Origin of the sequence: Nitrospirillum guaranorum (genome assembly GCF_034653275.1) — a bacterium.
Taxonomy (GTDB): domain Bacteria; phylum Pseudomonadota; class Alphaproteobacteria; order Azospirillales; family Azospirillaceae; genus Nitrospirillum.
Genome location: NZ_JAYEES010000004.1, coordinates 1,431,216 through 1,453,683 on the forward strand (window position 1 = coordinate 1,431,216; position 22,468 = coordinate 1,453,683).

23 protein-coding genes are annotated in these 22,468 nt (G+C 67.1%); 12 read left to right on the forward strand and 11 right to left on the reverse strand.

The features are described from left to right. Both UAJ10_RS28020 and UAJ10_RS28025 read left to right on the forward strand, forming a co-directional pair. Positions 1 to 810, forward strand: coding sequence for an enoyl-CoA hydratase/isomerase family protein (locus UAJ10_RS28020; RefSeq protein ID WP_322918670.1), 810 nt, complete (start codon positions 1 to 3; stop codon positions 808 to 810). 3 nt (positions 811 to 813) lie between these two features. Next, positions 814 to 1,758, forward strand: a complete 945-nt coding sequence (locus UAJ10_RS28025; RefSeq protein ID WP_322918671.1) for a 3-hydroxyacyl-CoA dehydrogenase NAD-binding domain-containing protein — start codon at positions 814 to 816, stop codon at positions 1,756 to 1,758. Between the two features lie 75 nt (positions 1,759 to 1,833). Here the strand turns inward: UAJ10_RS28025 and UAJ10_RS28030 are convergent, their stop codons facing one another. The 4 genes from UAJ10_RS28030 to UAJ10_RS28045 all read right to left on the reverse strand — a co-directional run bounded on the left by UAJ10_RS28030 (position 1,834) and on the right by UAJ10_RS28045 (position 6,132). Beyond that, positions 1,834 to 2,967, reverse strand: coding sequence for an acyl-CoA dehydrogenase family protein (locus UAJ10_RS28030; RefSeq protein WP_322918672.1), 1,134 nt, complete (start codon positions 2,965 to 2,967; stop codon positions 1,834 to 1,836). 8 nt (positions 2,968 to 2,975) lie between these two features. Beyond that, positions 2,976 to 4,190 (reverse strand): acyl-CoA dehydrogenase family protein, encoded by a 1,215-nt coding sequence (locus tag UAJ10_RS28035; RefSeq protein WP_322918673.1) that lies wholly within the window; start codon positions 4,188 to 4,190, stop codon positions 2,976 to 2,978. Positions 4,191 to 4,304: 114 nt separating this feature from the next. Continuing rightward, positions 4,305 to 5,258 carry an MDR family NADPH-dependent oxidoreductase gene (locus UAJ10_RS28040; RefSeq protein WP_322918674.1) on the reverse strand — a complete coding sequence of 318 codons (954 nt, stop codon included), beginning with the start codon at positions 5,256 to 5,258 and terminating at the stop codon, positions 4,305 to 4,307. A 37-nt stretch (positions 5,259 to 5,295) separates the two neighbouring features. Beyond that, the gene (locus tag UAJ10_RS28045; protein WP_322918676.1) at positions 5,296 to 6,132 is read right to left on the reverse strand and encodes an IclR family transcriptional regulator; all 837 of its coding nucleotides are present in this window, start codon (positions 6,130 to 6,132) and stop codon (positions 5,296 to 5,298) included. A gap of 301 nt (positions 6,133 to 6,433) precedes the next feature. Here UAJ10_RS28045 and UAJ10_RS28050 point away from each other — a divergent pair, with 301 nt between their 5' ends. After that, complete coding sequence (locus UAJ10_RS28050) at positions 6,434 to 7,279, forward strand: IclR family transcriptional regulator (protein WP_322918677.1); 846 nt, start codon at positions 6,434 to 6,436, stop codon at positions 7,277 to 7,279. Positions 7,280 to 7,371: 92 nt separating this feature from the next. Here the strand turns inward: UAJ10_RS28050 and UAJ10_RS28055 are convergent, their stop codons facing one another. Together UAJ10_RS28055 and UAJ10_RS28060 are read right to left on the reverse strand one after the other, a co-directional pair. Then, entirely contained in the window at positions 7,372 to 8,604 is a 1,233-nt protein-coding gene (locus tag UAJ10_RS28055) for an amidohydrolase family protein (RefSeq protein ID WP_322918678.1), read from the reverse strand. 165 nt (positions 8,605 to 8,769) lie between these two features. Beyond that, on the reverse strand, positions 8,770 to 9,729 hold the full coding sequence (locus UAJ10_RS28060) for a TauD/TfdA dioxygenase family protein (RefSeq protein WP_322918679.1): 960 nt from the start codon (positions 9,727 to 9,729) through the stop codon (positions 8,770 to 8,772). A gap of 112 nt (positions 9,730 to 9,841) precedes the next feature. Here UAJ10_RS28060 and UAJ10_RS28065 point away from each other — a divergent pair, with 112 nt between their 5' ends. The 3 genes from UAJ10_RS28065 (at position 9,842) to UAJ10_RS28075 (ending at position 13,144) form a co-directional block, all read left to right on the forward strand. After that, positions 9,842 to 10,783 carry a LysR family transcriptional regulator gene (locus tag UAJ10_RS28065; protein ID WP_322918680.1) on the forward strand — a complete coding sequence of 314 codons (942 nt, stop codon included), beginning with the start codon at positions 9,842 to 9,844 and terminating at the stop codon, positions 10,781 to 10,783. Positions 10,784 to 10,966: 183 nt separating this feature from the next. After that, positions 10,967 to 12,688 carry an N-acyl-D-amino-acid deacylase family protein gene (locus UAJ10_RS28070; RefSeq protein WP_322918681.1) on the forward strand — a complete coding sequence of 574 codons (1,722 nt, stop codon included), beginning with the start codon at positions 10,967 to 10,969 and terminating at the stop codon, positions 12,686 to 12,688. Positions 12,689 to 12,718: 30 nt separating this feature from the next. Beyond that, a complete protein-coding gene (locus UAJ10_RS28075; RefSeq protein WP_322918682.1) occupies positions 12,719 to 13,144 on the forward strand; it encodes a carboxymuconolactone decarboxylase family protein in 426 nt (141 codons plus the stop codon). A gap of 77 nt (positions 13,145 to 13,221) precedes the next feature. On the opposite strand, the gene UAJ10_RS28080 is transcribed toward UAJ10_RS28075, so the two are convergent. From UAJ10_RS28080 to UAJ10_RS28095, 4 genes are read right to left on the reverse strand one after another with little or no spacing between them, the layout of a single operon-like run. Then, positions 13,222 to 13,965, reverse strand: a complete 744-nt coding sequence (locus UAJ10_RS28080; protein ID WP_322918683.1) for a 2-oxo acid dehydrogenase subunit E2 — start codon at positions 13,963 to 13,965, stop codon at positions 13,222 to 13,224. Between the two features lie 12 nt (positions 13,966 to 13,977). After that, positions 13,978 to 14,208 (reverse strand): lipoyl domain-containing protein, encoded by a 231-nt coding sequence (locus UAJ10_RS28085; protein WP_322918684.1) that lies wholly within the window; start codon positions 14,206 to 14,208, stop codon positions 13,978 to 13,980. A 38-nt stretch (positions 14,209 to 14,246) separates the two neighbouring features. Beyond that, positions 14,247 to 15,242 (reverse strand): alpha-ketoacid dehydrogenase subunit beta, encoded by a 996-nt coding sequence (locus UAJ10_RS28090; protein ID WP_322918685.1) that lies wholly within the window; start codon positions 15,240 to 15,242, stop codon positions 14,247 to 14,249. Continuing rightward, on the reverse strand, positions 15,242 to 16,255 hold the full coding sequence (locus tag UAJ10_RS28095) for a thiamine pyrophosphate-dependent dehydrogenase E1 component subunit alpha (RefSeq protein WP_322918686.1): 1,014 nt from the start codon (positions 16,253 to 16,255) through the stop codon (positions 15,242 to 15,244). The genes UAJ10_RS28090 and UAJ10_RS28095 overlap by 1 nt, the downstream gene beginning before the upstream one ends. Positions 16,256 to 16,491: 236 nt before the next feature. On the opposite strand from UAJ10_RS28095, the gene UAJ10_RS28100 reads away from it, so the two are divergent. The 3 genes from UAJ10_RS28100 to UAJ10_RS28110 are packed head-to-tail and all read left to right on the forward strand — an operon-like array spanning position 16,492 to position 18,765. Further along, positions 16,492 to 17,619 carry an AMP-binding protein gene (locus UAJ10_RS28100; protein WP_322918687.1) on the forward strand — a complete coding sequence of 376 codons (1,128 nt, stop codon included), beginning with the start codon at positions 16,492 to 16,494 and terminating at the stop codon, positions 17,617 to 17,619. Beyond that, positions 17,619 to 18,056 (forward strand): class I adenylate-forming enzyme family protein, encoded by a 438-nt coding sequence (locus UAJ10_RS28105; protein WP_322919065.1) that lies wholly within the window; start codon positions 17,619 to 17,621, stop codon positions 18,054 to 18,056. The genes UAJ10_RS28100 and UAJ10_RS28105 overlap by 1 nt, the downstream gene beginning before the upstream one ends. A gap of 10 nt (positions 18,057 to 18,066) precedes the next feature. Beyond that, the gene (locus UAJ10_RS28110; protein ID WP_322918688.1) at positions 18,067 to 18,765 is read left to right on the forward strand and encodes an SDR family NAD(P)-dependent oxidoreductase; all 699 of its coding nucleotides are present in this window, start codon (positions 18,067 to 18,069) and stop codon (positions 18,763 to 18,765) included. A gap of 16 nt (positions 18,766 to 18,781) precedes the next feature. Here the strand turns inward: UAJ10_RS28110 and UAJ10_RS28115 are convergent, their stop codons facing one another. Then, on the reverse strand, positions 18,782 to 19,960 hold the full coding sequence (locus tag UAJ10_RS28115) for an acetyl-CoA C-acyltransferase (protein WP_322918689.1): 1,179 nt from the start codon (positions 19,958 to 19,960) through the stop codon (positions 18,782 to 18,784). Positions 19,961 to 20,173: 213 nt separating this feature from the next. Here UAJ10_RS28115 and UAJ10_RS28120 point away from each other — a divergent pair, with 213 nt between their 5' ends. From UAJ10_RS28120 to UAJ10_RS28130, 3 genes are read left to right on the forward strand one after another with little or no spacing between them, the layout of a single operon-like run. Beyond that, a complete protein-coding gene (locus UAJ10_RS28120) occupies positions 20,174 to 20,944 on the forward strand; it encodes an enoyl-CoA hydratase/isomerase family protein (protein ID WP_322918690.1) in 771 nt (256 codons plus the stop codon). A gap of 4 nt (positions 20,945 to 20,948) precedes the next feature. Then, positions 20,949 to 21,308 (forward strand): Zn-ribbon domain-containing OB-fold protein, encoded by a 360-nt coding sequence (locus tag UAJ10_RS28125; protein WP_322918691.1) that lies wholly within the window; start codon positions 20,949 to 20,951, stop codon positions 21,306 to 21,308. Beyond that, complete coding sequence (locus UAJ10_RS28130; protein ID WP_322918692.1) at positions 21,305 to 22,465, forward strand: thiolase; 1,161 nt, start codon at positions 21,305 to 21,307, stop codon at positions 22,463 to 22,465. Before UAJ10_RS28125 ends, UAJ10_RS28130 begins: the two co-directional genes overlap by 4 nt. Positions 22,466 to 22,468 lie beyond the last annotated feature (3 nt).

A 22,468-nucleotide genomic window follows, 5' to 3' on the forward strand; every position in this document is an offset into this window, starting at 1 on the left:
ATGGTTGACTACAGCAAGTACGAATTCCTGAAGGTCGAGGTCGACGGCAACGGCGTCGCCACCGTCACCATGAACGATCCTGAAAAGCTGAACGCCGTCGGGCCGGAGAACCACAAGGAATTGGAATACATCTGGGTGGACCTGGCCCAGGATGAAAGCATCAAGGCCATCGTCCTGACCGGAGCCGGGCGCGCCTTCTCCGCCGGCGGTGACGTCAAGAAGATGGCCGCCCGCGCCGGCACCGAATTCGGGCTCAAGTACGCCCTGCGGGTGCCGCAGAACACGTTGCGCATCTTCGAGCACATGCTGCTGACGCCCCAGCCGGTGATCGCGGCGGTCAACGGTGACGCCATCGGCCTGGGCCTGACCCTGGCCCTGTTCTGCGATATGAGCTTGGTGGCCGACGACGCCCGCCTGGGCGACACGCACGTCAAGGTCGGGCTGGTCGCCGGCGACGGCGGTGCGGTGGTGTGGCCTTTGCTGGTCGGACCGCAGCGCGCCAAGGAATTCCTCATGCGCGGTAAGGTGCTGAAGGGTGCCGAGGCTGCCGCCTTGGGCTTGATCAACTATGCCCATCCCCGCGAGGCAGTGCTGGAAGAGGCCCATAAGGTGGCGACGGAGATCGCGGCCAACCCCGTCTGGGCCGTCCGCTGGTCCAAGGCGGCGGTGAACAAGCAGCTGAAGGCCCAGTTGAACCAGATCCTGGAACTGTCCATCGCCTATGAATCCCTGACCATGCTGACGCATGATTACAAGGAGGCGGCGACGGCCTTCGCCGAAAAGCGCAAGCCGACGTTCGAAGGATACTGAGCCATGGCCGCCTCCTATCGCGGCGCCGACGCCATCACCACGGTGGCGGTGGTCGGCGCCGGCCTGATCGGGGCGGGCTGGGTGGCGGCCTATCTGGCCCGGGGGTTCAAGGTCGCCGTGGCCGACCTATCCTCAGACGCCCCGGCCAAGGTCCGCGCCCATGTCGCCGCCGCCTGGCCAGCCCTCTGTCAACGGGGCCTGGCCGCCGGCGCCGACCCCTCCGCCATCACGTTCCACAGGGACTTGGCGGAGGCGCTGGATGGCGTCGACTTCATCCAGGAGAGCGCGCCGGAGCGGCCGGACGTGAAGGACGCGTTGTACGCGGAACTGGGGCGGTTGGCGCCGCCCGACGTCATCATCGCCAGCAGCACGTCGGGCATGCCCATCAGCCGGCTGCAGCGGCCCTGCCGACACCCGGAGCGCTGCGTCCTGGGCCATCCCTTCAACCCCGTCCACCTCATGCCTTTGGTGGAAGTGGGTGGCGGCGACCAGACCGACCCGGCGGCGATAGAAATGGCGACCGCGCTTTACACCTCCATGCGCAAGCAGCCGGTGCAGGTCCGGCGCGAGATCGTGGGGCATATCGCCAATCGCCTGACCAGCGCCATGTTCCGTGAGGCGGTGGCCCTGGTGGCGGAGGGGTACGCCACGGTGGAGGATGTCGACCGCGCCATCCGCTTCGGCCCCGCCCTGAAATGGGCCATCCAAGGCCAGTTCACCACCTTCCACACCGGCGGCGGCGAGGGCGGGCTGCGCAACTTCCTGCGGCACTTCGCCCCCGGCATCCGCCAGCGCTGGGAAACCATGACCGTTCCCGACCTGGCCGACCCGTCCGTGCAGGAGCGGCTGGTGACACAGGTGGAGGCCGCCCATCCAGGCCAGAGCGTGGCGGACATCGCCCGCCACCAGGACGACCGCCTGCTGGAGCTGCTGGCCATCCTGGACTGAACCGGGACCGCTTGGCACATGGGGGGCAAGGGCGGGCCCTGGCGATACCCGCCCTTCCTTCATCCACCCGCCATCTCAGGCGATGGCCGGCAAGCCACCCGCCTCGGCGATGACGTCCAGGTGATGGTCCGCGTCCCCCAGCCAAGCGTCGATGGCCGTCAGCCGCTTGAAGGCGTGGCCGATCTTGTACTCCAGCGTCAGGCCGATGGCGCCGTGCAGTTGCACCGCCTGCTGGCCGACGAAGCGGGCCGCCTGCCCGACCTTGGCCTTGGCGGCAGCGATGTTCAGCCGCCGTTCCTCATCCGGCATGTCAAGGGCAAGCGCCGCCAAGATGGCCATGCTGCGGGCCAATTCCACCTGCATCATCATGTCAACGGCCCGGTGCTGCAACGCCTGGAAGCTGCCGATGGCCACACCGAACTGGCTGCGGGTTTTCAGGTAATCCACTGTGATGTTCAATGTATCGGCCATGATGCCCACCGCCTCGGCCACCAAAGCCGCCGTCGCCTCCTCGAACAAGCGCGTGAGGATGGGCGCCCCCCCGCCCAAACCGCCCAGCACCGCATTGGCCGGCACGGCCACCCCGTGCAACCGCACATCCGCCACGCGAATGCCGTCGTATCCCGGGTGGCCCACGATGGTGACGCCATCGGCTTGGGGATCGACGAGGAAAAGTGTGACGCCGGCCGGCGTGGCTGCGCTCACGATCAGTTCGTCGGCGCTGTCGCCGGCGATCACCGCCGTCTTGACGCCAGTCAGGCGCCAGCCGTCACCGTCCGCCATGGCCGTCGTGCGCAGTTGGTCCACCGTGTGGCGCAATCCGTCGGGTTCGGCGTGGGCCAAGGCCATCAGGTATTGCCCGGCGATGATGCCTTCCAAGCGGGCACCCTTCTGCGCCGGGCTGCCGGCCAGGCGCAGCGCGCCGCCGGCCAGCAGGATGGCGCCGAAATAGGGCTCCACCATCAGCCCCTTACCCAGGGCCTCCATCACCAGCAGGGTTTCCACGCCGCCGCCGCCGAAGCCGCCATCCTGCTCCGCGAAGGGCAGGCCCAGGACGCCCAGCTCGGCCAGCTGGTCCCAGACCGCCTTGCTGTAGCCCCGGCCCTCGGCCATCTTCTTCGGCCGCTCGTGGAAGTCGTAGCGGTCGGCCACGAAGCGGCCCAGGGTTTCGGACAACAGGCGCTGTTCGTCGGTGAGATCGAAGTCCATGGCAGTCCTCACAGGCCCAGCATCGTCTTGGCGATGATGTTCTTTTGGATCTCGTTCGAGCCGCCGAAGATCGAGACCTTGCGCATCGTGAAGTAGAAAAGGGGTGCCGCCGGGCGCCAGCCGTCCGGATCATCCCTGTCGCGCTCGCCGCCGCTGTGGTCATCATGGTCATGACCTGGAACGGCCAGACCCGCCGGACCGGCTAGTTCCAGCGCCAGTTCCGTCATGCGCTGCTGCAGTTCCGTGCCCTTGATCTTCAGGATTGAGGCGGCGCCGGCGGCCGCCTGACCCCCGCCCGCGGCATCCGCCGCCACGACCCGCAGCTGCGTCAGTTCCAGCGCGCGCAATTCCACGGCCACCTCCGCCAGCTTGCGGCCCAGCCGTGCCTGCTCGGCCGGCGTCAACATGCCCCGGGCGGCGAGATCGGCCTGGAGGTGGCGCAGCTGGGCCAACCGCTCCTTGGACAGGCCGATGCGGGCAATGCCGCTGCGCTCGTGCCCCAGCAGATGCTTGGCATAGTCCCAGCCCCGCCCCTCCTCCCCGATGCGGTTGGCCACGGGCACCCGCACGTCGTCGAAGAACACCTCGTTCAGGTCGGAAATGCCGTCGATGGACGGGATGGGCCGGATGATCAGGCCCGGGCTTTTCATATCCAGCAGCAGGAAGGTGATGCCCTGCTGCTTCTTCCCGGTGTTGGCGGTGCGGACCAGGGCGAACATCCAGTCGGCGTGCTGGGCCTGGGTGGTCCAGATCTTCTGGCCGTTGAGGACATAATCGTCGCCGTCGCGAACCGCGCTGGTCTTCAAGGCGGCCAGATCGGACCCGGCGCCCGGCTCGGAAAAGCCCTGGCACCACCAGTCGTCGATGTTGGCGATGCGGGGGAGGAAGCGGCGCTTCTGCTCCTCCGTCCCGAACTTCGCGATGATGGGGCCGATCATGTTGACGTTGAAGGGCGAGCCTTCCGGCGCATGCGCCAGGGCCATTTCCTCCTGGAAGATATAGCGCTGGGTGGGCGTCCACGGCTGGCCGCCCCATTCCACCGGCCAGGCCGGCACAGCCCAGCCCCGGGCGTTCAGGATGCGCTGCCAACGCACGATGTCTTCTTTGCCGAGATGTCGGCGCTCTATCATTTTGCGCCGCAAATCCTCGGGCAGGGCCTCGGCCAAGAAGGTGCGGACATCGGCCCGGAAAGCCCGGTCCCCGTCGGTGAAATCGAGATTCATGGCGTCCCTCAAAGGGTGGTCCCCTTCCCCATTCCCAGAGCGCGCAGGCGGGGTCAATTACGGGCACCCGCGGTGCCTCCAAGCAACACATGGCCGATATCGACCCGCCGTATTTCAGGGGTTCAGTGCCAGGAGAACACGCCCGGCGCCGGACTCCGCCGCCGCCAATGCGGCGGGCAGCGCGTCCAGCGGATATGTCGCCGTGATGGGCGTATGCGCCTCCGGCTGGCTGGCCAACTTGGCCAGGCGCCCATAGAGGGCCGCCTTGGAGGCGTGGCCTTCCGAACCCTCCCCAGGTCTCAGGCTGAAGCCGCGCATAACGATTCCACGTCCCGTCAACACGCCGGAGGGAACCATGCAGTCCTCGCCGGAAAGGTGGCCGAACACCACCACCTGGCCGCCGGGTGACAGGCAGTTGGCGAGGCGACCGGTGGCGGGGCCGGCAACGCAATCCAGCGCCAGTGGAACGCTGCGCCCGCCCAGAAGCTGGGCGGCTTGGCGAGCGAGATCCGGCCCGTCAGCCAACCATAGCTCATTATGGGATCGCCCGGCCGGTATCGCCCGGCTCACATTGAGCACGTCGACGCCCCGCTCGGCGGCCAGCAGGCGGATCCAGCGGGCCACCGATGAACCAGCGCCGTTCTGTACAACACAGTCGCCAGCGTTCAGCCGAGCCTGGCCCAGCAAGCGCCAGGCGGTCGCCGGATTGATCCGCAGCACGGCGGCCTGTTCCATCGGTACCGTGGGCGGCACGATGACAAGATCCCACGCGGATATCAGGCGATGGCTGCACCAGTTGCCACGGCTCAGCGGCAGCACATGGTCCCCTTCCGCGACGCCCTGCACCCCGGGCCCTATGGCGATGACCCGCCCGACGCCTTCGGCGCCAAGGACAAGCGGATAAGAGGCCGGAAAAGCGTAGGAACCAGAAATCACCTGCCGGTCGGCGGGGTTTATCGGGGCCAAGACCATCGCCACCAGCACCTGGCCCGATCCCGGCGGGCCGGGATCGGGCAGGCGCTTCACCTCCGGTTCCTGCCCGGCCGACGCGATGATCACCGCCTTCATGAGCTAAGGCGCGATGGCCCATCGGCCCGCCGCCGGCTCAGGCATGGGCCAATTGACGGGGCAGCGCTTCCGGCCAGGGCGCAGCGGTTACGTTGGCAGCGGCCGGCGGCTGCTTGGCGCGTGGCGGAAAAGCGGCCCGCCGTTCGTCGCGGATCAGGCGGATGATGTCGATCTTGCAGGCCTCGATGACCTCGTTGGGCGCCAGGACACTCAAAACAAGACGGTCCGTGCCACGGCGCGGCACCAGCATCGCGGCCAAGACGCCGATGCCCGGCGCGTGGGCATCCGGCTCCGCCAGCCAGCCTATGGTCCGCAGGCGCGCCAGTTCCTGGGCGCGTTCGGCGATGCGCACCCGGCGCTCGGGATCCAGTTCCTCCGCGTTCAAGCGGTGCAGGGCGGAACGGACTTGGCCTTCCTGGTACGTCGCCAGCAGCAGTTTGCCCTGGGGGCTGTGCAGCAAGGAAGTGACGTTGCCCGCGTGCTCTCGCACAGCGTTCTCTCCCGGCCCTTCCACGACGTGCAGGTGTTGCACGACGTAATTGCTGGCAGTGGACAGCACCACCGTTTCCCCCACCGCTTCCGCCACGTGGTCCACGATGTTCAGGATGGTGCCACCCCGGAACAGCTTGGGGTCGACCCAGGATCCCAGGAACGCCACGCGGGCGGTGGGCGTGTAGGTCCGGCGATAGCGGTTGTAGTGCAGGTAGCCCAGTTGCGTCAGGCAACGGAGGAGTTCCGAGGTGCTTGATTGCGGATAATCCAGGGACCGCGACAGGTCCATGACCGTCGCCGTGCGGTGTTTGCTGTCGAAGTATTCCAGGATTTCCAGTGCCCGGTGCGCCGATTTGACGGTCCGCATGTCCTTGCTGCTCATGGCGTCCTCTGTCCTCCGCAATGACCCCTTTTTGATGGGCCTCACGAGGAAGCTAGGCCATCACCCATCCGGTGCGCAAGCGGTTTTTCGTATTGTGTTCGGATTTTCGAACAGCTACATCCGTGATGCAACTTATTGGCCTGGCCGCGGTTGTTGCACCCCTGGAAGCGGCAGCGCAAAATTGCGGCTGGTTCGTCATCAGTTCGCCTACTCATAAGGAATTAGCCATGGAAACCGTGGCACGGCAGATCCGGTCCCCGCGCCGAGGGATCGCAACCCTGGGCACAAAGGCGGGGCCGCTGTGACCGACCAGCTCATCGCCAAACGTCCCAAGGCCCGCCTGGTCGAAAGTGGCCCCACCCTGGAAGCCGGCAGGGGCACCGGGGGGCCGCGCGCCATGTCGCGCGTGCTTGACCTGTTCGACCTTCTCGCCCGGCGGCGTCAGGGGCTGACGTTGTCGGAACTGAGCCAGGCCCTGGACGTGCCCAAGAGCACCTTCGTCAGTTCGCTGCGGGCATTGGTGGCCGATGGCTTCCTCATCATGGAGGGGGGGCTGTACCGGCTGGGCCCCGGCGCATACCGCTTGGCAGGCACCATCCTGTCGTCCTGGTCGCTGCCGGACCTGGTCCGTCACTATGTGCGCGAGCTGGCGTCGGTGACGGGGGAGTCCGTGGGTTTCGCCATCGCCGATTGGGACATCGGCCAGGCCATCTACACCGACGCCGTGAACAGCCCGCAGCCGGTGCATTACGCGATGCGGGTGGGTTTACGCGCCCCTCTTTACGCCAGTGCCACCGGTCGTGTCCTGCTGGCCCACGCCCCGTTCGACCAGCGCCTGGCCTATTTCGCGCGGGCGCACCTCCGGCAGCTGACACCGGCGACCCGCACCTCGCCCGAGCAGGTCGAGGAAAGCCTGGATGAAATCCGCCGACTGGGTTACTGCGCCAGCTTTGGGGAGATGCTGCCCGATACGGCCGCCATCGCCGTGCCGGTCCATGACGCCAATGACGCCGTCCTGGGTGCCTTGATGGTGGCCGCCCCCATCGAACGCCTGCGCAATTCCTTCCCCGCCCTGTTGGCGCATACCGTGCGCATCGGGCGCCAGGCATCCGGATTGGCGACGGATGACGATCTGAAGGCCCCCTGAAAAGAAGCGGGCCGCCCCTTCGTGAAGGAGCGGCCCAGGTTACGGGCCTCCCAGCCCGCAGAGAGATTGGGAAACGGGCGGCAATACAGCGATCAGGGGGTCAGCCCCATGAAGCGCATGCCATTCTCGTACATGATCTTGGCGGTGTCGGCGGCGGACACATCCTTGCAGGCCTCCTCCGCGAAAATGCGCGGCTCTTCCACGCCCTCCGCATGGGGATAGTCGGACCCCATCAGGATCCAGTCGGCGTTACCCACCTGGTCGATGATGGATTTGATGTCGTCCTCGGGATAGGCCACCACCGAAACGTGGCGCGCGAAAATCCGGCTGGGCCGGTCCTTCAACTGGCCGCCTGGCCAATAACCGTTCTTGGCGATACCCCGGCACTTGTCCATCTTCACCAGCATGGCCGGAACCCACTCCGCCCCGTTCTCGGCCGACAGCAGCCTCACGTTGGGGAAGCGCTCGAAAAAATTCCAGAAGATGAAGCTGGACAGCGTCTCGATCACGGGCCGCTCGGAATAGCCGTGCATCCACACGAAGGCCGTCTGCTTCATGCGTGACTGCTGCACCGGCTCACCCCAGACGGCCATGTGGTCCTTCATGTAGATGGCTTCGGAGACGTGGAAGACCACCCGCAGGCCGGCCTCGTTCACGATGGCCCAGAAGGGGTCATGGTCGGGGTGGGCCGGCGCCTTGCCATTGTAAGGACCCATGGGCATCAGGATCAGCCGGGCGCCCTGCTGGATGCACCAGCGCACCTGGTCGCAGGCCTTCTCCAGATCCATCAGCGTCACGATGGGGGCGGCGAACAGCCGGTCCTTGTAGTTGAACTTCCACTGGTCATGGAGCCAGCGGTTATAGGCGTTCAGCACCTCATAGGCCGCAGCCGGCTCGTCCAGGTAGCTGATGGCCGTGATCATGTTGCCCACGAACAGGATGCTGCCCCGCACGTCCCAGCGGTCCATGAGGGCCAGCCGGGCCTCCGGTTCCATCATGTCCGGCGTCTTGGGCACATGCAGGTCGATCTCGGCCTTGCCCTCCTTCATCGCCCGTAACCATTCGTGCAGCTTGCCCGGCGCCGGAACCCGACCGTCCTCGAACAAGTGGTCGGCGCTGATCTCCACCTTTCGGGGACCGACATACATGGCGAAGTCACCGGACGGCCCCTTGCGGAAGGTAATCCCCCAGTCCGCCTTCACCTTCTCCGGAAGATAGGCGCTCCACGCCTCCTCCGTTTCCCAGAAATGGGCGTCGGCGTCGAAGATGGGGCCGGTATAGAGCGGCTTGGAATTCGCCGGTTTCACTTGCGCTTGCGTGGCCATGAATGCCCTCTCCCGCTGGTCCGCCGCCGAGGTTGAAAGCGACGCACCGTTGCTCCGTGGATGTCGGTCCTGGCTTAACAGAGGAACCCGGGCGGGACAGTGCCGACGCGGGACAAGCGCCGATTGATCGCCCATCCGATGGTGCCGGCCGATGGTGGTGGCCGGTCAGTCCACCAACCGCTTCACCTGGCGATCCCGGTCCAAGGCGGGGTCCAGATAGCGGCCCACCTTGTAGTCGCCCATGATGGTGGTCCGCATGGCCTTCCGTCGGCAGTGCAGGGGAACGCCACGGGCGGAGTGGATGACGCGCCAGTTGTCCCAGACCACCATGTCGTCCTGCCCCCATCGGTGGAAATAGGCATAACGCTCGTCACACAGATGGTTGGCCAGTTCCTCCAACAGGGCGTCGCTTTCGGCCCTGTCCATGCCCAGCACGTAGCGGGAGTGCATGGGGGACAGCTTCAGCACCTTGCGGCCCGTCTCCTGCTGGGTGATGACCAGGGGATGGACGCAGGGCGGGAAGTCGTACTTGACGCCGGTGGTCCCGCCGCTGGCCGCGCGTGGCAAGGCCGAGATGTCCTTGGGAAAGCCGAATTGGCCGGAGGTGAAGTCGGGGTTGAACTCATACACGACCTCCAGACCCTCGATACGGCGCTTCCATTCCGGCGACAGGCGATCATAGGCGGCCACGGCATCGATGAAGCCCGTCTCGCCCATCTCCGCCGCCGGCTGGGTCATGCGCAACACGGCACCGCGCACGATGGTGGGCATGAAGCTCTGGTCCCAGTGCCAGCCCAGCCAGCCGGCACGGGGAATGCCATCGACGACATAGTGGCGGTTAAACCGCGCCTTGGTGTCCTCAGGATCGTAGGCGAGGGTCATGAGATAGGGATTGTCCGGGTTGTTCATGTCGGCGGTCGCCGCCGGTTCCAACTGGCCGAACACGCGGCTCAGCCGCATGTGAATCTCGTCGCTGCCGCCCGCCCCCCGGAACAGCAGCACGCCCGCCCGGATCCAGGCGTCAAGGATGGTGGCCTCCTCGGCCGGGGTCAGAGGACGGGTCAGATCCACACCCCGCAGTTCAAGACCGAGATCACGGGTGAGCGGGATTTCCTCGATGGCCATGGACAGATCCTCCACCTAGCTTTTTGTTGTCGGCACTCAAGAGGTATCAGCCCGGCGATGCCTGAATAATCCCCTATTAATCAAAGGAAAGATTTCGCATGATCAAATAATCATGACGCAAATCATTGAATTGATGGTGTTCACGACGATCGTGGATGTCGGCTCCATGAGCCGCGCCGCGACACGGCTGCGCTTGTCACCCGCCATGGTCACCATGCATCTGGCGCGGCTGGAAGCGAGCCTGGACGCCAAGCTTCTGAACCGCAGCACCCGGCGGCTGGAATTGACCGACCAGGGCCGGGTTTTCCTGTCTCACGCCCGCGCCATCCTGGACGCCGTGGCCATAGCCGAAGTGGCGGTGCGCGAGGCCGATGGCCGGCCAACGGGGCGGGTCCGCATCGACGCCCCCGCCTCCTTGGGGCGGCGGCTCGTCTTGCCGCTGGTGCCCGATTGTCGCGAGGCCTATCCCGGCATCGTCATCGACCTCAGCCTGGGCGATCGGGGAACGCTGCACCGCCCTGATGGCTTCGACATCATGCTGCGGGTGGGCACCGTTCCCGATACGACGCGAAAGACCGTCAAGCTGGGTATTGGACGCCTGCTGCTGGTGGCCGCGCCGGATTATCTCACACGGCGGGGTGTTCCACGCACGCCCGACGATCTGAACACCCACGACTGCATCCTGTATTCCAGCGTAGAATCGCCCGGCGGCAACCGCTGGCGCTTTATTCGTGAGGGTGCGTCCACCTGGCTGCGCCCGAAGCCGATCCTCACCCTCAACGACGGTGGTGCCATGACGGAGGCGGCCATCGCTGGGGCGGGCATCGCACAGATCCTGGATATCCTGGTGGCGGAGCCGGTGGCCAAGGGGACCCTGGTGGCCCTGATGCCGGATTGGACGTCCGCCGGGGTACCCGTGACCTTGAGCCTGGGCCGCGACGGCGAGGTGCCAGCCGCCGTGAAGGCCGTATTCGATTTCCTCGCCACACGCCTGAAGTGGGACGCGCTGGCAATGCCGCCGGCACCGGCATCCCCAGATATCGCATCCGTGTAGAGACGCCCCGCAGAGCCGGCAATCGCCCGGACCGGCAAGCCCAGTGGTTAGGATCGCACCGGCCCCACGCCTCGAGCCGACCGGCAGCCGGCGGCGGTGGAGAGTCCCTGAGTTCGCCACCCATTTGCCCTGCAACCCTGGGCGTCAACTGGGGGCCAGTGGGCAAGGAAACGGGAGAGGAACATGACCCAGGACTATGATCTGGTGATCCGCGGCGGCACCGTCGTCGACGGCACCGGTGCCGCCCCCTTCGTCGGCGACGTCGCCATCTCCGGTTCACGCATCGCCGCCGTCGGCAGCGTCAAGGGAGCCGGGCGTCAGGAAATCAACGCCGCCGGCCTGATCGTGACCCCGGGTTTCGTCGACGTCCACACCCATTATGACGGCCAGATCACCTGGGAAAACCGGCTGACACCCTCATCCGACCATGGCACCACCACCGTCATCATGGGCAACTGCGGCGTCGGCTTCGCCCCGGCGCGGGCCGCCGACCGGCAACTGACCATCAAGCTGATGGAGGGGGTGGAAGACATCCCCGAGGTGGTCATGGTGGATGGGGTTCCGTGGAACTGGGAAAGCTTCCCCGACTATCTGGATGCCCTGGACCAGCGCCAGGCGGACATCGACTTCGCCGCCCAGATCCCCCACAGCCCCCTGCGGGTCTATGTGATGGGCGAACGGGGCGCCAACCTGGAGCCGCCGACCGAGACGGACTTGGCGGAGATGCGGCGCCTGACGGCGGAGGCGATCACCGCCGGGGCCATCGGCGTCAGCACCTCCCGCCAGCTGGCGCACCGCTTCCGTGACGGTCGCCCCGCCCCCTCCACCCAGACGGAGGTGGAAGAATTGAAGGCCCTGGCGGGCGGGCTCGTCGATGCCGGCACCGGCGTCTTCCAGCTGATCCCCAACACCAGCCGGGAAGCGGAGGAGGAATTCACCGTCATCCGCGAACTGGCGGAGGTGTCGGGCCGGCCGGTGAACTTCAGCCTGCTGACCGGGGAGACGATCAAGGGTGGCTGGCGCGGCTACATGTCGGGCCTGGTCCAGGCCCGGCAGGACGGCCTGCCCATCAGCGGCCAGTACTATCCCCGGCCCATCGGCATGCTGTTCGGCCTGGATCTCAGCTATCACCCCTTCTCGCTGAACCCCAGCTACAAGGCCATCGAGAACCTGCCGCTGGAGGAGAAGGTCGTGGCCATGCGAGACCCGGAGATGAGGGCACGGCTGCTGGCGGAAGAACCGCAGGATCCCAACCCCTTCTTCCTCTGGGTGGTGCAGCAGACCCATCTGCTGTTCCCCCTGGGCGACCCGCCGAACTACAACCCGGCGCCCGAGGACAGCATCAAGGCCCGCGCCGCCGTCCTCGGCGTGGACGAGCGGGAGCTGATGTACGACGAGTTGCTGCGCAACAACGGCCGCACCATCATCTACTGCCCCATGGGCAACACGGAGAACGGCCGCTTCGACGCCGCCGCCAACCTGTTCGGCCAGCCCGGCACCGTCCTGGGCCTGGGCGATGGCGGCGCCCACTACGGCATGATCTGCGATGCCGCCTACCCCACCTTCCTGCTGACGCAATATGTGCGGGACCAGAAGCGCCTGTCGCTGGAACAGGCGGTCAGCATGCTGGCGCGCGAGACCGCCGCCTCCGTCGGCCTGAATGACCGCGGTATCTTGAAGCCCGGCTACAAGGCGGACGTCAACGTCATCGACCTGGAGCGCCTGCACCTCTACGCGCCCCGCGTGAAGCGCGACCTGCCGGCGGGCGGGCGGCGGCTGACCCAGAAGGCTGATGGCTATGAAGCCACCATCGTCTCGGGCGCCGTGACCTACCGCAACGGCCGGGCGACGGGCGCGCTGCCCGGCCGTCTGGTGCGCGGCGCCAAAAGCGCTCCCGCCGCCTGATCAACGATCTGATACAGCAAAGGAAAGAAAATGGCCTTGGATGAGAAGAGCGAACGCGGGCTGGCGGTGATCGGCGACATGATGGGGCCGACCTTCAGCGACGCGCTGCGGGCGGCGGCCACCTCGGGCAAGTTCGGCTCGGTCATATCGCAGATGGCCCTGCACCACGCCTTCGCCGACGCCTGGGGGCGCGAGGGGCTGGAACGGAAGCAGAAGAGCCTGGTGGTCATCGGCGTGCTGATCGCGCAGCGCCAGACGGCGGAACTGAAGAACCACGTGAAGATCGCCGTGGCCAACGGCCTGACGGTGGCGGAACTGGAAGCCGTACTGGTCCAGGCCCTGCCCTATGTCGGCTTCCCCGCGATCGCCTCAGCCACCACGGTGGTGATCGAAGCCCTGCGCGACGTGGGACTGGACCCCAATGTGAAGACGTCGGAGGAGCGGGGCTTGCTCTGATCCAAGCCCCTGAATCCGCACACAGGAAGAGCGCCGCGCTGGACCACCAGCGCGGCGCTGCAGTTTGACCCTATTCTTCAGTCGAACAGGGCGGGACCAGCCAGCCGATCAGCGATGAAGCGGCAGAACCGCGCCGCGTCGGCGCCGTTGATGACGCGGTGGTCGTAGCTCAGCGACAGGGGCAGGACTTGGCGCCAGTCCACGCCGCCATTCGGAGCCGGGGTGGCCACCACGCGGACGCGGGTCACACCCAGGATGGCCACCTCCGGCGCGTTGACGATGGGGGTGAAGCCGGTGCCGCCGATGTGCCCCAGCGAGGTCAGGGTCATGCAGCCGCCCGACATGTCCGTCATGGGCAGCCCCTTGGTCCGGGCCTTCTCCGACAGGGCGGCGATCTCGGCCGCCACCGCGTCCAGGCTTTTCGTGTCGCAGTCGCGGACAACCGGCACCAGCAACCCGCCGGGCGTGTCAACGGCCACACCGACATGCACGTACTGTTTCAGGACCAGGGTCTTGTTGACGGGGTCCAGCGAGGCGTTGAACTGGGGAAAAGCCTTCAGGCCCGCCGCGATGGCCTTCACCAGCAGGGGCACGATAGTGATCTTGGGCACGCCGCCGGCGTTGCGGTCGCGCCGCCGCTGCTCCAGCTCGGTGATGTCCGCCTCGTCCTGGTGGGTGACGTGGGGGATGGCGACCCAGTTACGGCCCAGGAACGCCCCGACCAAGGTCTGGATGCGCGACAGCTTACGCGTTTCCACGGGACCGAAGGCGGTGAAATCCGCCTCCGGCCAGGGAGCCAACCCCTCCAGCAATGGGTTCATGACGGTGGCGCCTTATTCGATGACGGCCAGGAGGGTGCCGACCTCGTAGGTCTCCCCCACCTGGGCCTTGATGCGCAGCGTGCCGGTGGCCGGGCTTTCCACCTCCTGCGTCGACTTCTCACTTTCCATCGCATAGAGCGGCTGCCCTTCCACGGCCTGGCCGCCGTCGGCCACCAGCCATTCGCTCAGCAGGCCTTCATTCATGGAAAAGCCGATTTTGGGCAGCAACACGTCCGTAGCCATCGGGATCCTCTTATTTGAACGGGAGTTGAGTGTTGGTGTCAGGCGGCCGCGAGTAGCGACCGGACGGCCGCCTCGATATCGGCGGCGCGGGGGGCGAAGGCGGTCTCCAGCGGTTTGGAGAAGGGCACGGGGCAGAACGCACCACCCAACCGCTTCACCGGCGCCTTCAATTGGCTGAACAGTTCCTCATGGATGACGGCGCTGATCTCGGCGCCGACGCCGAACGGCGTGACCGCCTCATGCACCACCAGCGCGCGGCCGGTGCGGGCCACCGAGTCCAGCACGGTCTGCCGGTCCCACGGCGCCACGGTGCGCAAGTCGATCAATTCCGCCGACACGCCACCGGCCTGCAGGCTGGCCACGGCGGACTGCGCCTCCTGTACCATGCGGGCGTAGGCGATGACCGTCACGTCCTGCCCGGATGACAGCACGTTGGCGCGCCCGATGGGCACGCGGACGCCGGATTGGGGGGCGGCGCTGGGCGTCCAGTATGTCGGCAGGTTCTCGATGAACAGCACCGGGTCGGGATCCTCGATGGCGCTGCGCATCAGGCCATAGGCATCGGCCGCGTTCGACGGCGTCACCACCTTGATGCCGGCCGTGTGGGCGAACCAGGCCTCCAGGTAGTCGCAATGCTGGCCTCCGGTACCGAACCCCGCTCCGGTCATGGTGCGGATGACGATGGGCACGTTGGTCTGCCCGCCGGACATGAAGCGCAGCTTGGCCGCGTGGTTGACGATCATGTCCATGGCGACGGTGGTGAAGTTCATCAGCATGATCTCCGCCACCGGCTTGAAGCCCACCAGGCTGGCGCCAATGGCGGCGCCGATGATGGCCTGTTCGGAAATGGGGGTGGAGCGCACGCGGTTGGCGCCGAAGCGGGTGGATAGGCCCTTGGTCACGCCGACGATGCCGCCCTCCTCCGGGTCGGCCACGTCCTCGCCGAGAACCAGGACGCTGTCATCCTCCGCCATGGCGTCGGCCAGGGCCCGGTTAATGGCCTGCAGGATGGTGATCTGGCTGGTATCGGACATCAGGCTGCCTCCTCGGCCACTTTTTCAGGAGCGAACACGTCGCGCGTCAGTTCCTCCACGTCGGGGAACGCGCTGGCCAAGGCATGCTCGACGGCCTCGTCCAGTGCCGCCTCGATGGCCGCCTCCATCTCGGCAAGCTCCGCCTCGGTGGCGATGCCTTCAGCGATCAACCGGGCCCGGAAACGGGGAACGGGGTCGGCGGCGATGGCCGCCTCCTTGCGCGCCTTGTCCATGTAGGCGTCGGCGTCACCCAGAACGTGGCCGTGGAAGCGATAGGTCATGGCCTCGATCAACGTGGGGCCGCCGCCGGCGCGGGCCCGGTCGATGGCCTCCTTCGCCGCGGCGTACATGGCGAAGGGATCGTTACCGTCCACCCGCAACCCGGGCATGGCGTAGCCCACCGCGCGGTCGGCGATTTGCCGGGCAGAGGTGGCCTTCTCATAGGCCGTGTGCTCGCCCCACTCGTTGTTCTGGCAGACGAACACCACCGGCAGCTTCCACACCGCCGCCAGGTTCAGAGACTCATGGAAGGCGCCGGTGTTGGAGGCGCCGTCACCGAAGTAGGCCACGGTGACCCGACCGTCACCTTTCAGCTGCGACGCCCAGGCCAGGCCATTGGCGATGGGCATGGAACTGCCGACGATGCCGGTGGTGACCATCACGCCGGACTTGGGATGGGTGATGTGCATGGGGCCGCCCTTGCCCTTGCAGGTGCCCGTGACCCGGCCCGCCAGCTCGGCCCACAGGTCCTTCAAGGGCACGCCCTTGGCCAGCATGTCGTGGGTGCCGCGGTAGATGGTGCAGATGTAGTCGTCGTTGGTCAGCAGGACCGACACCGCGCTGGGGATGACCTCCTGCCCACGCGGCGAGTAGTAGGGCATCACCAGCTTGCCGGCGCGGACGACCTTGCGCGACCGCTCGTCATTCGCCTTGATCAGCGCCATGCGCCGATAGATGTCGCGCTGGGTGGCCGCGTCGGGCGCGGACGCACCCGGTACGATTTGGGCCGTCATGATGGGGCCTCCCCTCCTGTGCTGGGGGTCTCTGGTTGGGCGGCGAATACGCTCGCCCTTCGCCCTTTGGCTCTCTCATGTTTGCCGGCGGCGGGCACCCGTGGCCTGCGTCCAGGGCCCGGATATCGCCCATGTGAAGGCTTAAGGCCATCGCTGGGAAACGATGGACCCGCCGAAGGCCGTTCGCCCAATAGCGAAGCGAGGTTCCGTACCTGTCAGCGAAAGCGGATTTAAAAATGATCCAGTCCCTGGGCGATCTGGTTCGCCGCAACGCCCGCTTCTTTCCCAATGACGCCGCGACGGTGTTCCAGGGGCGGCGGATCACGAACTCCGGTTTGCTTCACCAGGCCGAAGCCCTGGGTGCCGCCCTGATGGCCGTTGGATGCCGGCGACAGGACCGCGTGGCCCTCTTGGGCATGAACAGCGACCGCCATTGGGTGGCCATGGCTGGCTGCTGGCTGTCCGGGCTGATCGTCGCCACGGTGAACTTCCGGCTGGCGGCACCGGAGTTCCAGCACATCCTGAACGACACGCAGCCGCATGTGCTGCTGTTCGAGGCCGCCTACGCCCCCGTCATCGCCGACATCCGGCCACACCTGTCCATCCGACATTATGTCTGCCTGGACGGCGATGTCGGCGACTGGGCCACGCCTTATGACGCCTTCGTCGCCGGTCACCAGGGCCGACTTGCCGACCAGTCTGTCCTGCCGCAGGAAATCGCCACGCTGCTCTACACCAGTGGCACGACAGGACGCCCCAAGGGGGTCATGCGATCCCACCTCGCCGAGCTGACGCTGGGCGAGCAAATGGCCATGATGTTCGATTTCCGCACCGGCGGCCGCAGCCTGGTGGTCATGCCCCTGTTCCATGCCGGTGCGCAGTCCTCCAGCTATGCGCAGATGTGGCGCTGCGGGACAGTGTTCATCCAGCGCGGTTTCGATCCGGAGGTGGTGCTGGACACCGTGGCGGCGGAACGCGTCACCAACCTGCATTTCGTCCCGCAGATGCTGCAGGCGGTGCTGGATGCGGCCGAGGCCCGCGACGCCGCCGGCCGCGCCGTGGACACCAGCAGTGTGGAGACCATCGCCTACGCGGCGGCCCCCATGTCGCCCGCCTTGCTGCGCCGGGCGCTGGCCCGCTTCGGTCCCGTGTTCGTGAACGGCTGGGGCATGAGCGAGGGCAACGGCACGTCCCTGCCCAAGCACAAGCATGCGCTGGAAGGGCCGGACGCCGCCCTGCTGTCCTCCATCGGCCAGCCCAACGCCAAGGCGGACATGCGCATCGTCACCAGCGATGGCGCCGCTGGCGAGCGCGACTGCGCCCGGGGGAAACCGGTGAGCTATGGCTGCGCTCCGCCTCCGTGATGACGGGCTATTGGAACAACAGCGCCGCCACCATCGAAGCCTTGCGCGACGGCTGGCTGCGCACCGGCGACCTGGGTTACGCCGACGCCGCCGGCAACATCTTCCTGGTCGACCGCAAGAAGGACATGATCATATCGGGCGGCGAGAACATCTACAGCCAGGAAGTCGAGCGCGCGGTGGCGGAGCATCCGGATGTCGCCGCCGTCGCCGTCATCGGCGTGCCCGACCCCAAATGGGGGGAGACGGTCATGGCCGTCATCGTGCCCAAGGCCGGCACCGCCCCCACGGCCGACGCCATCATCACCCACAGTCAAACCTTGATCGCCAGCTACAAGAAGCCGCGCCACATCGTCTTCGTGCCGGCGCTCCCGCTGCTGCCCAGCGGCAAGGTCGACAAGATCAGCCTGCGCCGGCAGTACGCCGCAGCCCCCCTGTAAGGAGTTCCCCATGACCAAGCGCACCGTCATCGTCACCGGCGGCTTCGGCGCCCTGGGCCGCGTGGTGGCCGCCGCCTTCGCGGCCCAAGGCGACCTTGTGGCCCGGGTCGACTATGCCACCACCGCCCCCGACGCGGCCTCGGTGGGACTACCGGCCGGCTACATGGATATGGGCGGCGTGGACCTGACCGACGCCGATGCCGCCCGCCATGTGGTCACCCGCGTGACCGAGGCCTGGGGTGGCGTGGACGTCCTGGTCAACATCGCCGGCGGCTTCAAATGGGAAAGGCTGGGAACGGGGAGCCTCGACACCTGGACGCGGCTCTACGAGATGAACGCGGTGACGACGGCGACGATGACCAAGGCGGCCCTGCCCAGCCTGCTGCGGCGCGCGGGCGCCCGCATCATCAACATTGGCGCCAAGGGTGCGGTCCACGCCGACGACGGCATGGGCGCCTATGCCGCCGCCAAGTCCGCCGTCCACCGGCTGACCGAAAGCCTGGCGGCGGAGCTGGCGCGGGAGGACATCACGGTCAACGCCGTCCTGCCCAGCATCATCGACACCCCCGCCAACCGCACCGACATGCCCGACGCGGACCACGGCACCTGGGTCAGTCCCCAGGCCCTGGCGGACATCATCCTGTTCCTGGCATCGCCCGCGTCACGCGCCATCACCGGCGCCCTGGTGCCGGTGATGCGGGGGGCGTGAGGCGGCCCGCCCGAGCTTAAGGAATTTCGAACAAGGCGGCGGCGCCCATGCCGCCGCCGATGCACATGGTCACCACCACCCGCTTCGCCCGGCGGCGGCGGCCTTCGATCAGCGCATGACCGACCAGGCGGGAGCCTGACATCCCAAAGGGGTGGCCGATGGAGATGGCGCCGCCATCGACGTTCAGCCGGTCGTTGTCGATGCCCAGCTTGTCCCGGCAATAGATGACCTGGACCGCGAAGGCCTCGTTCATCTCCCACAAGTCGATATCGTCGACCGTCAGACCGTGCTTGGCCAGCAGCTTGGGCACGGCCAAGGCCGGACCAATGCCCATCTCGTCCGGGGCGCAGCCGATGACGTCGATGCCCTTGAACAGCCCCAGGATGGGCAGGCCCCGCCGGGCGGCCTCGTCCGCCTCCATCACCACGCAGACGCTGGCCCCATCCGACAGCTGGCTGGCGTTGCCGGCGGTGATGGTGCCGCCGTCATGGACAGGCTTGAGATTGGACAGCGCCGCCAGCGTCGTGCCCGGCCGGTTGCCTTCGTCCTGGGCCAGCGTCACCGCTTCCTGGCCCGTCACCGCCCCCGCCTTGTCCACCAGGTTCTTCACCGCGGTGATGGGGACGATCTCCGTCTCGAACCGGCCTTCGGTCTGACCCAGGGCGGTGCGCCGCTGGCTTTCCACGGAGTAGATGTCCTGGGCCTCACGACCGATGCCGTATCGGCGGGCCACCGTGTCGCCGGTGCGGATCATGGGCCAGTAAACCTCGGGCACATGCTCGGCCAACCACTCGTCCTGATTCCGGAATTTGTTGCGATGCGGATCAACCAAGGACACCGTCTCGACCCCGCCGGCAACGTAGATGCCGCCCTCGCCGGAACGGATGCGTTGCCCCGCCATGGCGACGGTCTGCAGGCCGGACGAGCACTTTCGATCCAGGGTGACCCCAGCAACGCGGACCGGCATGCCCGCCCGCAGCGCCGCCTGCCGGGCGATGTTGGAGCCAACGGCACCCTCGGCGCGCGCCGTTCCCAGCAGCACATCCTCCACCTCTCCCGCCTCCACACCTGCCCGCGCCACGGCGGCGGAGATGACATGGGCCGCCATGCTGGCGCCGTGGATGTTGTTCAGCGCCCCACGATGCGCCTTGCCGATGGGCGTGCGGGCGGTGGCGACAATAGCGGCTTCCTTCATGGGGGTGACCCTCTTCAGACACGGGATTCCAGGATCCTTAGGTAGAGGGGGAGCGGTAACGGCACCAAGCCCACGGGCGAATCCATCGTGGTTCCGATCATAGACCGGGCTGTCTTGACCCTACCCGGCCACCAGCGGAAACCGGAACCGATGCCTAGGTTCATGGCCCTATAAGGCCCAGGCCCGTGGTCCCGTAGGAAGGAAAGCACCCCGATGACCATTACCGTCGAACAGCGCGATAGCGTCGCGGTCGTCACTTTGAACCGGCCGGAAACCAAGAACGCCATCACCCAGGAAATGCGCCACCAGCTTTGGGAGGCGTTCGAGGCCATCGCCCTGGATCCGGCCATCCGCGCCGTCGTGCTGACCGGTGCCGGCGGAGAGTTTTGCTCCGGCATGGATGTGGGCAACCTGGGTCAGGGAGGGATCAACGGCTCGCTGGAGCGCATGCACACCCTGCACCGCATCGCCCGGGCCATCTACCACCTGAAAAAGCCCACCATCGCCGCCGTCCCCGGCATCTGCGTGGGCGTGGGTTGGGCCTACGCCCTATGCTGCGACATCATTCTGGTGTCGGAACGAGCCAAGTTCGCCCAGATCTTCCGCAATATCGGCCTGACCCCCGACGGCGGTTCGGCCTGGCTGCTGCGCCAGCAGGTGGGTGCCATGCGGGCCAAGGAAATCGCCTATTCCGGCCGCATGATCCGGGCCGACGAGGCCGTGAGCCTGGGCCTGGCCCTGGAGAAGGTGGAGGGCGAGCGGTTGATGGACCGCGCGCTGGAGCTGGCGAATTCCTTCGCCGCCGGACCCACGGTGGCGCTGGGCCTGGCCAAGCGCCAGTTCGACCTGGCGGCCTCAAGCTCCTTCGACCAGTTCCTGGACATGGAATTCACCATGCAGCCTATCGCCAGCCGCACAGACGACCATCACGAAGGCCTGACCGCCTTCCGCGAAAAGCGCCCACCGCAGTTCAAGGGGGCGTGACGCCATGGTGCATCCGGAAGAGGAGTGGCGGGCCTATCTGGCCCAGGGCCGCTTCATGATCCAGCGCAGCCGGTCGACCGGCTGCCATGTCTTCCACCCGCGCGTGGCCGAGCCCCGCACCGGCGCCCAGGACCTGGACTGGGTGGAGGCATCCGGTCAGGGCCGGGTCCATGCCGTCACGGTCGTCCGCAAGAAGGATCCGGCGGAGTCCTATAATGTGGTGCTGGTCGATCTGGCCGAAGGGCCGCGCCTGATGAGCCGCGTCATGGACGTCGCCGCCGACGCCGTGTGCATCGGCATGCCCGTCAAAGCCCGCATCGACATCCTGGGGGACCAGCCGACGCTGGTTTTTGTGCCCGCATGATCTTCAAACATGGGTTCCCCCGCGGCAAGACCGCCATCGTCGGCGCCGCCACCTTCGGCATCGGCCGATGCCCCGGCGTGGCAGCGGTGGACATGGCCGCACAAGCGTCCCTGATGGCGCTGGCCGACGCCGGTCTGACCCTGGCCGATGTCGACGCCGTCTACACCTCCGCCCCCTATGAAGCCCTGGGCGGCATGGAACTGGTCGAGTACCTCGGCATCCAGACCAAAGTCACGGACTGCAACCGCACCGGCGGCTCCGCCTTCGAGGTCTATGTGCAGCAGGCGGCCCTGGCGCTGAACGCCGGCCTGATCGACTGTGCCCTGATCGCTTATGGTTCCAACCCCGCCAGCGTGCCGCCCAAGGCGGTGGGCATGACCCGCCCTTCCCCCTGGGAAGCACCCTACCAGCCGCTGGCGCCCATCTCCTCCTATGCCCTGGCCGCCAGCCGGCACATGCACCTGTATGGCACGACGCGGCAGCATCTGGCGGAGGTGGCCGTGGCGGCCCGGCGTTGGGCCCAGCTGAACCCGGAGGCCGCCGCGCGAGACCCGCTGTCGATCGACGACGTGCTGGGCGCCCGCATGGTGTCGGATCCGTTGAGCGTGCGCGACTGCTGCCTGTTCAACGACGGCGCCGCCGCCATCGTCATGGTCCGCGCCGACCGGGCGCAACACTGCCGGAAGGCCCCGATCGCCGTGCTGGGCGCCGCCCATGCCGTGACCCACCGCGAAATCTCCGGCATGCCGGACCTGACCGTCACCGGCGCCGCGCGATCCGGCGCCCAAGCGTACGCCCAGGCGAAGGTGCGGCCGCGCGAGATCGACTTGGTCATGGTCTACGACGCCTTCACCATCACCCCCATCCTCTTTCTGGAGGATCTGGGCTTCTGCCCCAAGGGTGAGGGCGGCCGCTTCGTCGCCGATGGCGCGATCGCGCCGGGCGGGCAGTTGGCCGTCAACACCAACGGCGGCGGCCTGTCCTGCGTCCACCCCGGAATGTACGGTCTGTTCCTGCTGGTCGAGGCGGTGCGCCAATTGCGCGGCGAGACGGGGGAACGCCAAGTGGCGGACGCCCACCTAGCGCTGGCCCACGGCAATGGTGGCGTGCTGTCCAGCCAGGCCACCGTCGTGCTGGGTACGGCCGCCACCCTATAACCG

Coding starts and splice junctions, on each gene's coding strand:
- UAJ10_RS28090 (WP_322918685.1), bottom strand. CDS start 15,242: ATGTCCGATACCAGCCAGATCACCATCCTGCAGGCCATTAACCGGGCC.
- UAJ10_RS28040 (WP_322918674.1), bottom strand. CDS start 5,258: ATGAAGGCGGTGATCATCGCGTCGGCCGGGCAGGAACCGGAGGTGAAG.
- UAJ10_RS28100 (WP_322918687.1), top strand. CDS start 16,492: ATGATCCAGTCCCTGGGCGATCTGGTTCGCCGCAACGCCCGCTTCTTT.
- UAJ10_RS28120 (WP_322918690.1), top strand. CDS start 20,174: ATGACCATTACCGTCGAACAGCGCGATAGCGTCGCGGTCGTCACTTTG.
- UAJ10_RS28025 (WP_322918671.1), top strand. CDS start 814: ATGGCCGCCTCCTATCGCGGCGCCGACGCCATCACCACGGTGGCGGTG.
- UAJ10_RS28055 (WP_322918678.1), bottom strand. CDS start 8,604: ATGGCCACGCAAGCGCAAGTGAAACCGGCGAATTCCAAGCCGCTCTAT.
- UAJ10_RS28060 (WP_322918679.1), bottom strand. CDS start 9,729: ATGGCCATCGAGGAAATCCCGCTCACCCGTGATCTCGGTCTTGAACTG.
- UAJ10_RS28070 (WP_322918681.1), top strand. CDS start 10,967: ATGACCCAGGACTATGATCTGGTGATCCGCGGCGGCACCGTCGTCGAC.
- UAJ10_RS28110 (WP_322918688.1), top strand. CDS start 18,067: ATGACCAAGCGCACCGTCATCGTCACCGGCGGCTTCGGCGCCCTGGGC.
- UAJ10_RS28115 (WP_322918689.1), bottom strand. CDS start 19,960: ATGAAGGAAGCCGCTATTGTCGCCACCGCCCGCACGCCCATCGGCAAG.
- UAJ10_RS28080 (WP_322918683.1), bottom strand. CDS start 13,965: ATGAACCCATTGCTGGAGGGGTTGGCTCCCTGGCCGGAGGCGGATTTC.
- UAJ10_RS28105 (WP_322919065.1), top strand. CDS start 17,619: ATGACGGGCTATTGGAACAACAGCGCCGCCACCATCGAAGCCTTGCGC.
- UAJ10_RS28020 (WP_322918670.1), top strand. CDS start 1: ATGGTTGACTACAGCAAGTACGAATTCCTGAAGGTCGAGGTCGACGGC.
- UAJ10_RS28130 (WP_322918692.1), top strand. CDS start 21,305: ATGATCTTCAAACATGGGTTCCCCCGCGGCAAGACCGCCATCGTCGGC.
- UAJ10_RS28065 (WP_322918680.1), top strand. CDS start 9,842: ATGACGCAAATCATTGAATTGATGGTGTTCACGACGATCGTGGATGTC.
- UAJ10_RS28075 (WP_322918682.1), top strand. CDS start 12,719: ATGGCCTTGGATGAGAAGAGCGAACGCGGGCTGGCGGTGATCGGCGAC.
- UAJ10_RS28095 (WP_322918686.1), bottom strand. CDS start 16,255: ATGACGGCCCAAATCGTACCGGGTGCGTCCGCGCCCGACGCGGCCACC.
- UAJ10_RS28085 (WP_322918684.1), bottom strand. CDS start 14,208: ATGGCTACGGACGTGTTGCTGCCCAAAATCGGCTTTTCCATGAATGAA.
- UAJ10_RS28125 (WP_322918691.1), top strand. CDS start 20,949: ATGGTGCATCCGGAAGAGGAGTGGCGGGCCTATCTGGCCCAGGGCCGC.
- UAJ10_RS28035 (WP_322918673.1), bottom strand. CDS start 4,190: ATGAATCTCGATTTCACCGACGGGGACCGGGCTTTCCGGGCCGATGTC.
- UAJ10_RS28045 (WP_322918676.1), bottom strand. CDS start 6,132: ATGAGCAGCAAGGACATGCGGACCGTCAAATCGGCGCACCGGGCACTG.
- UAJ10_RS28030 (WP_322918672.1), bottom strand. CDS start 2,967: ATGGACTTCGATCTCACCGACGAACAGCGCCTGTTGTCCGAAACCCTG.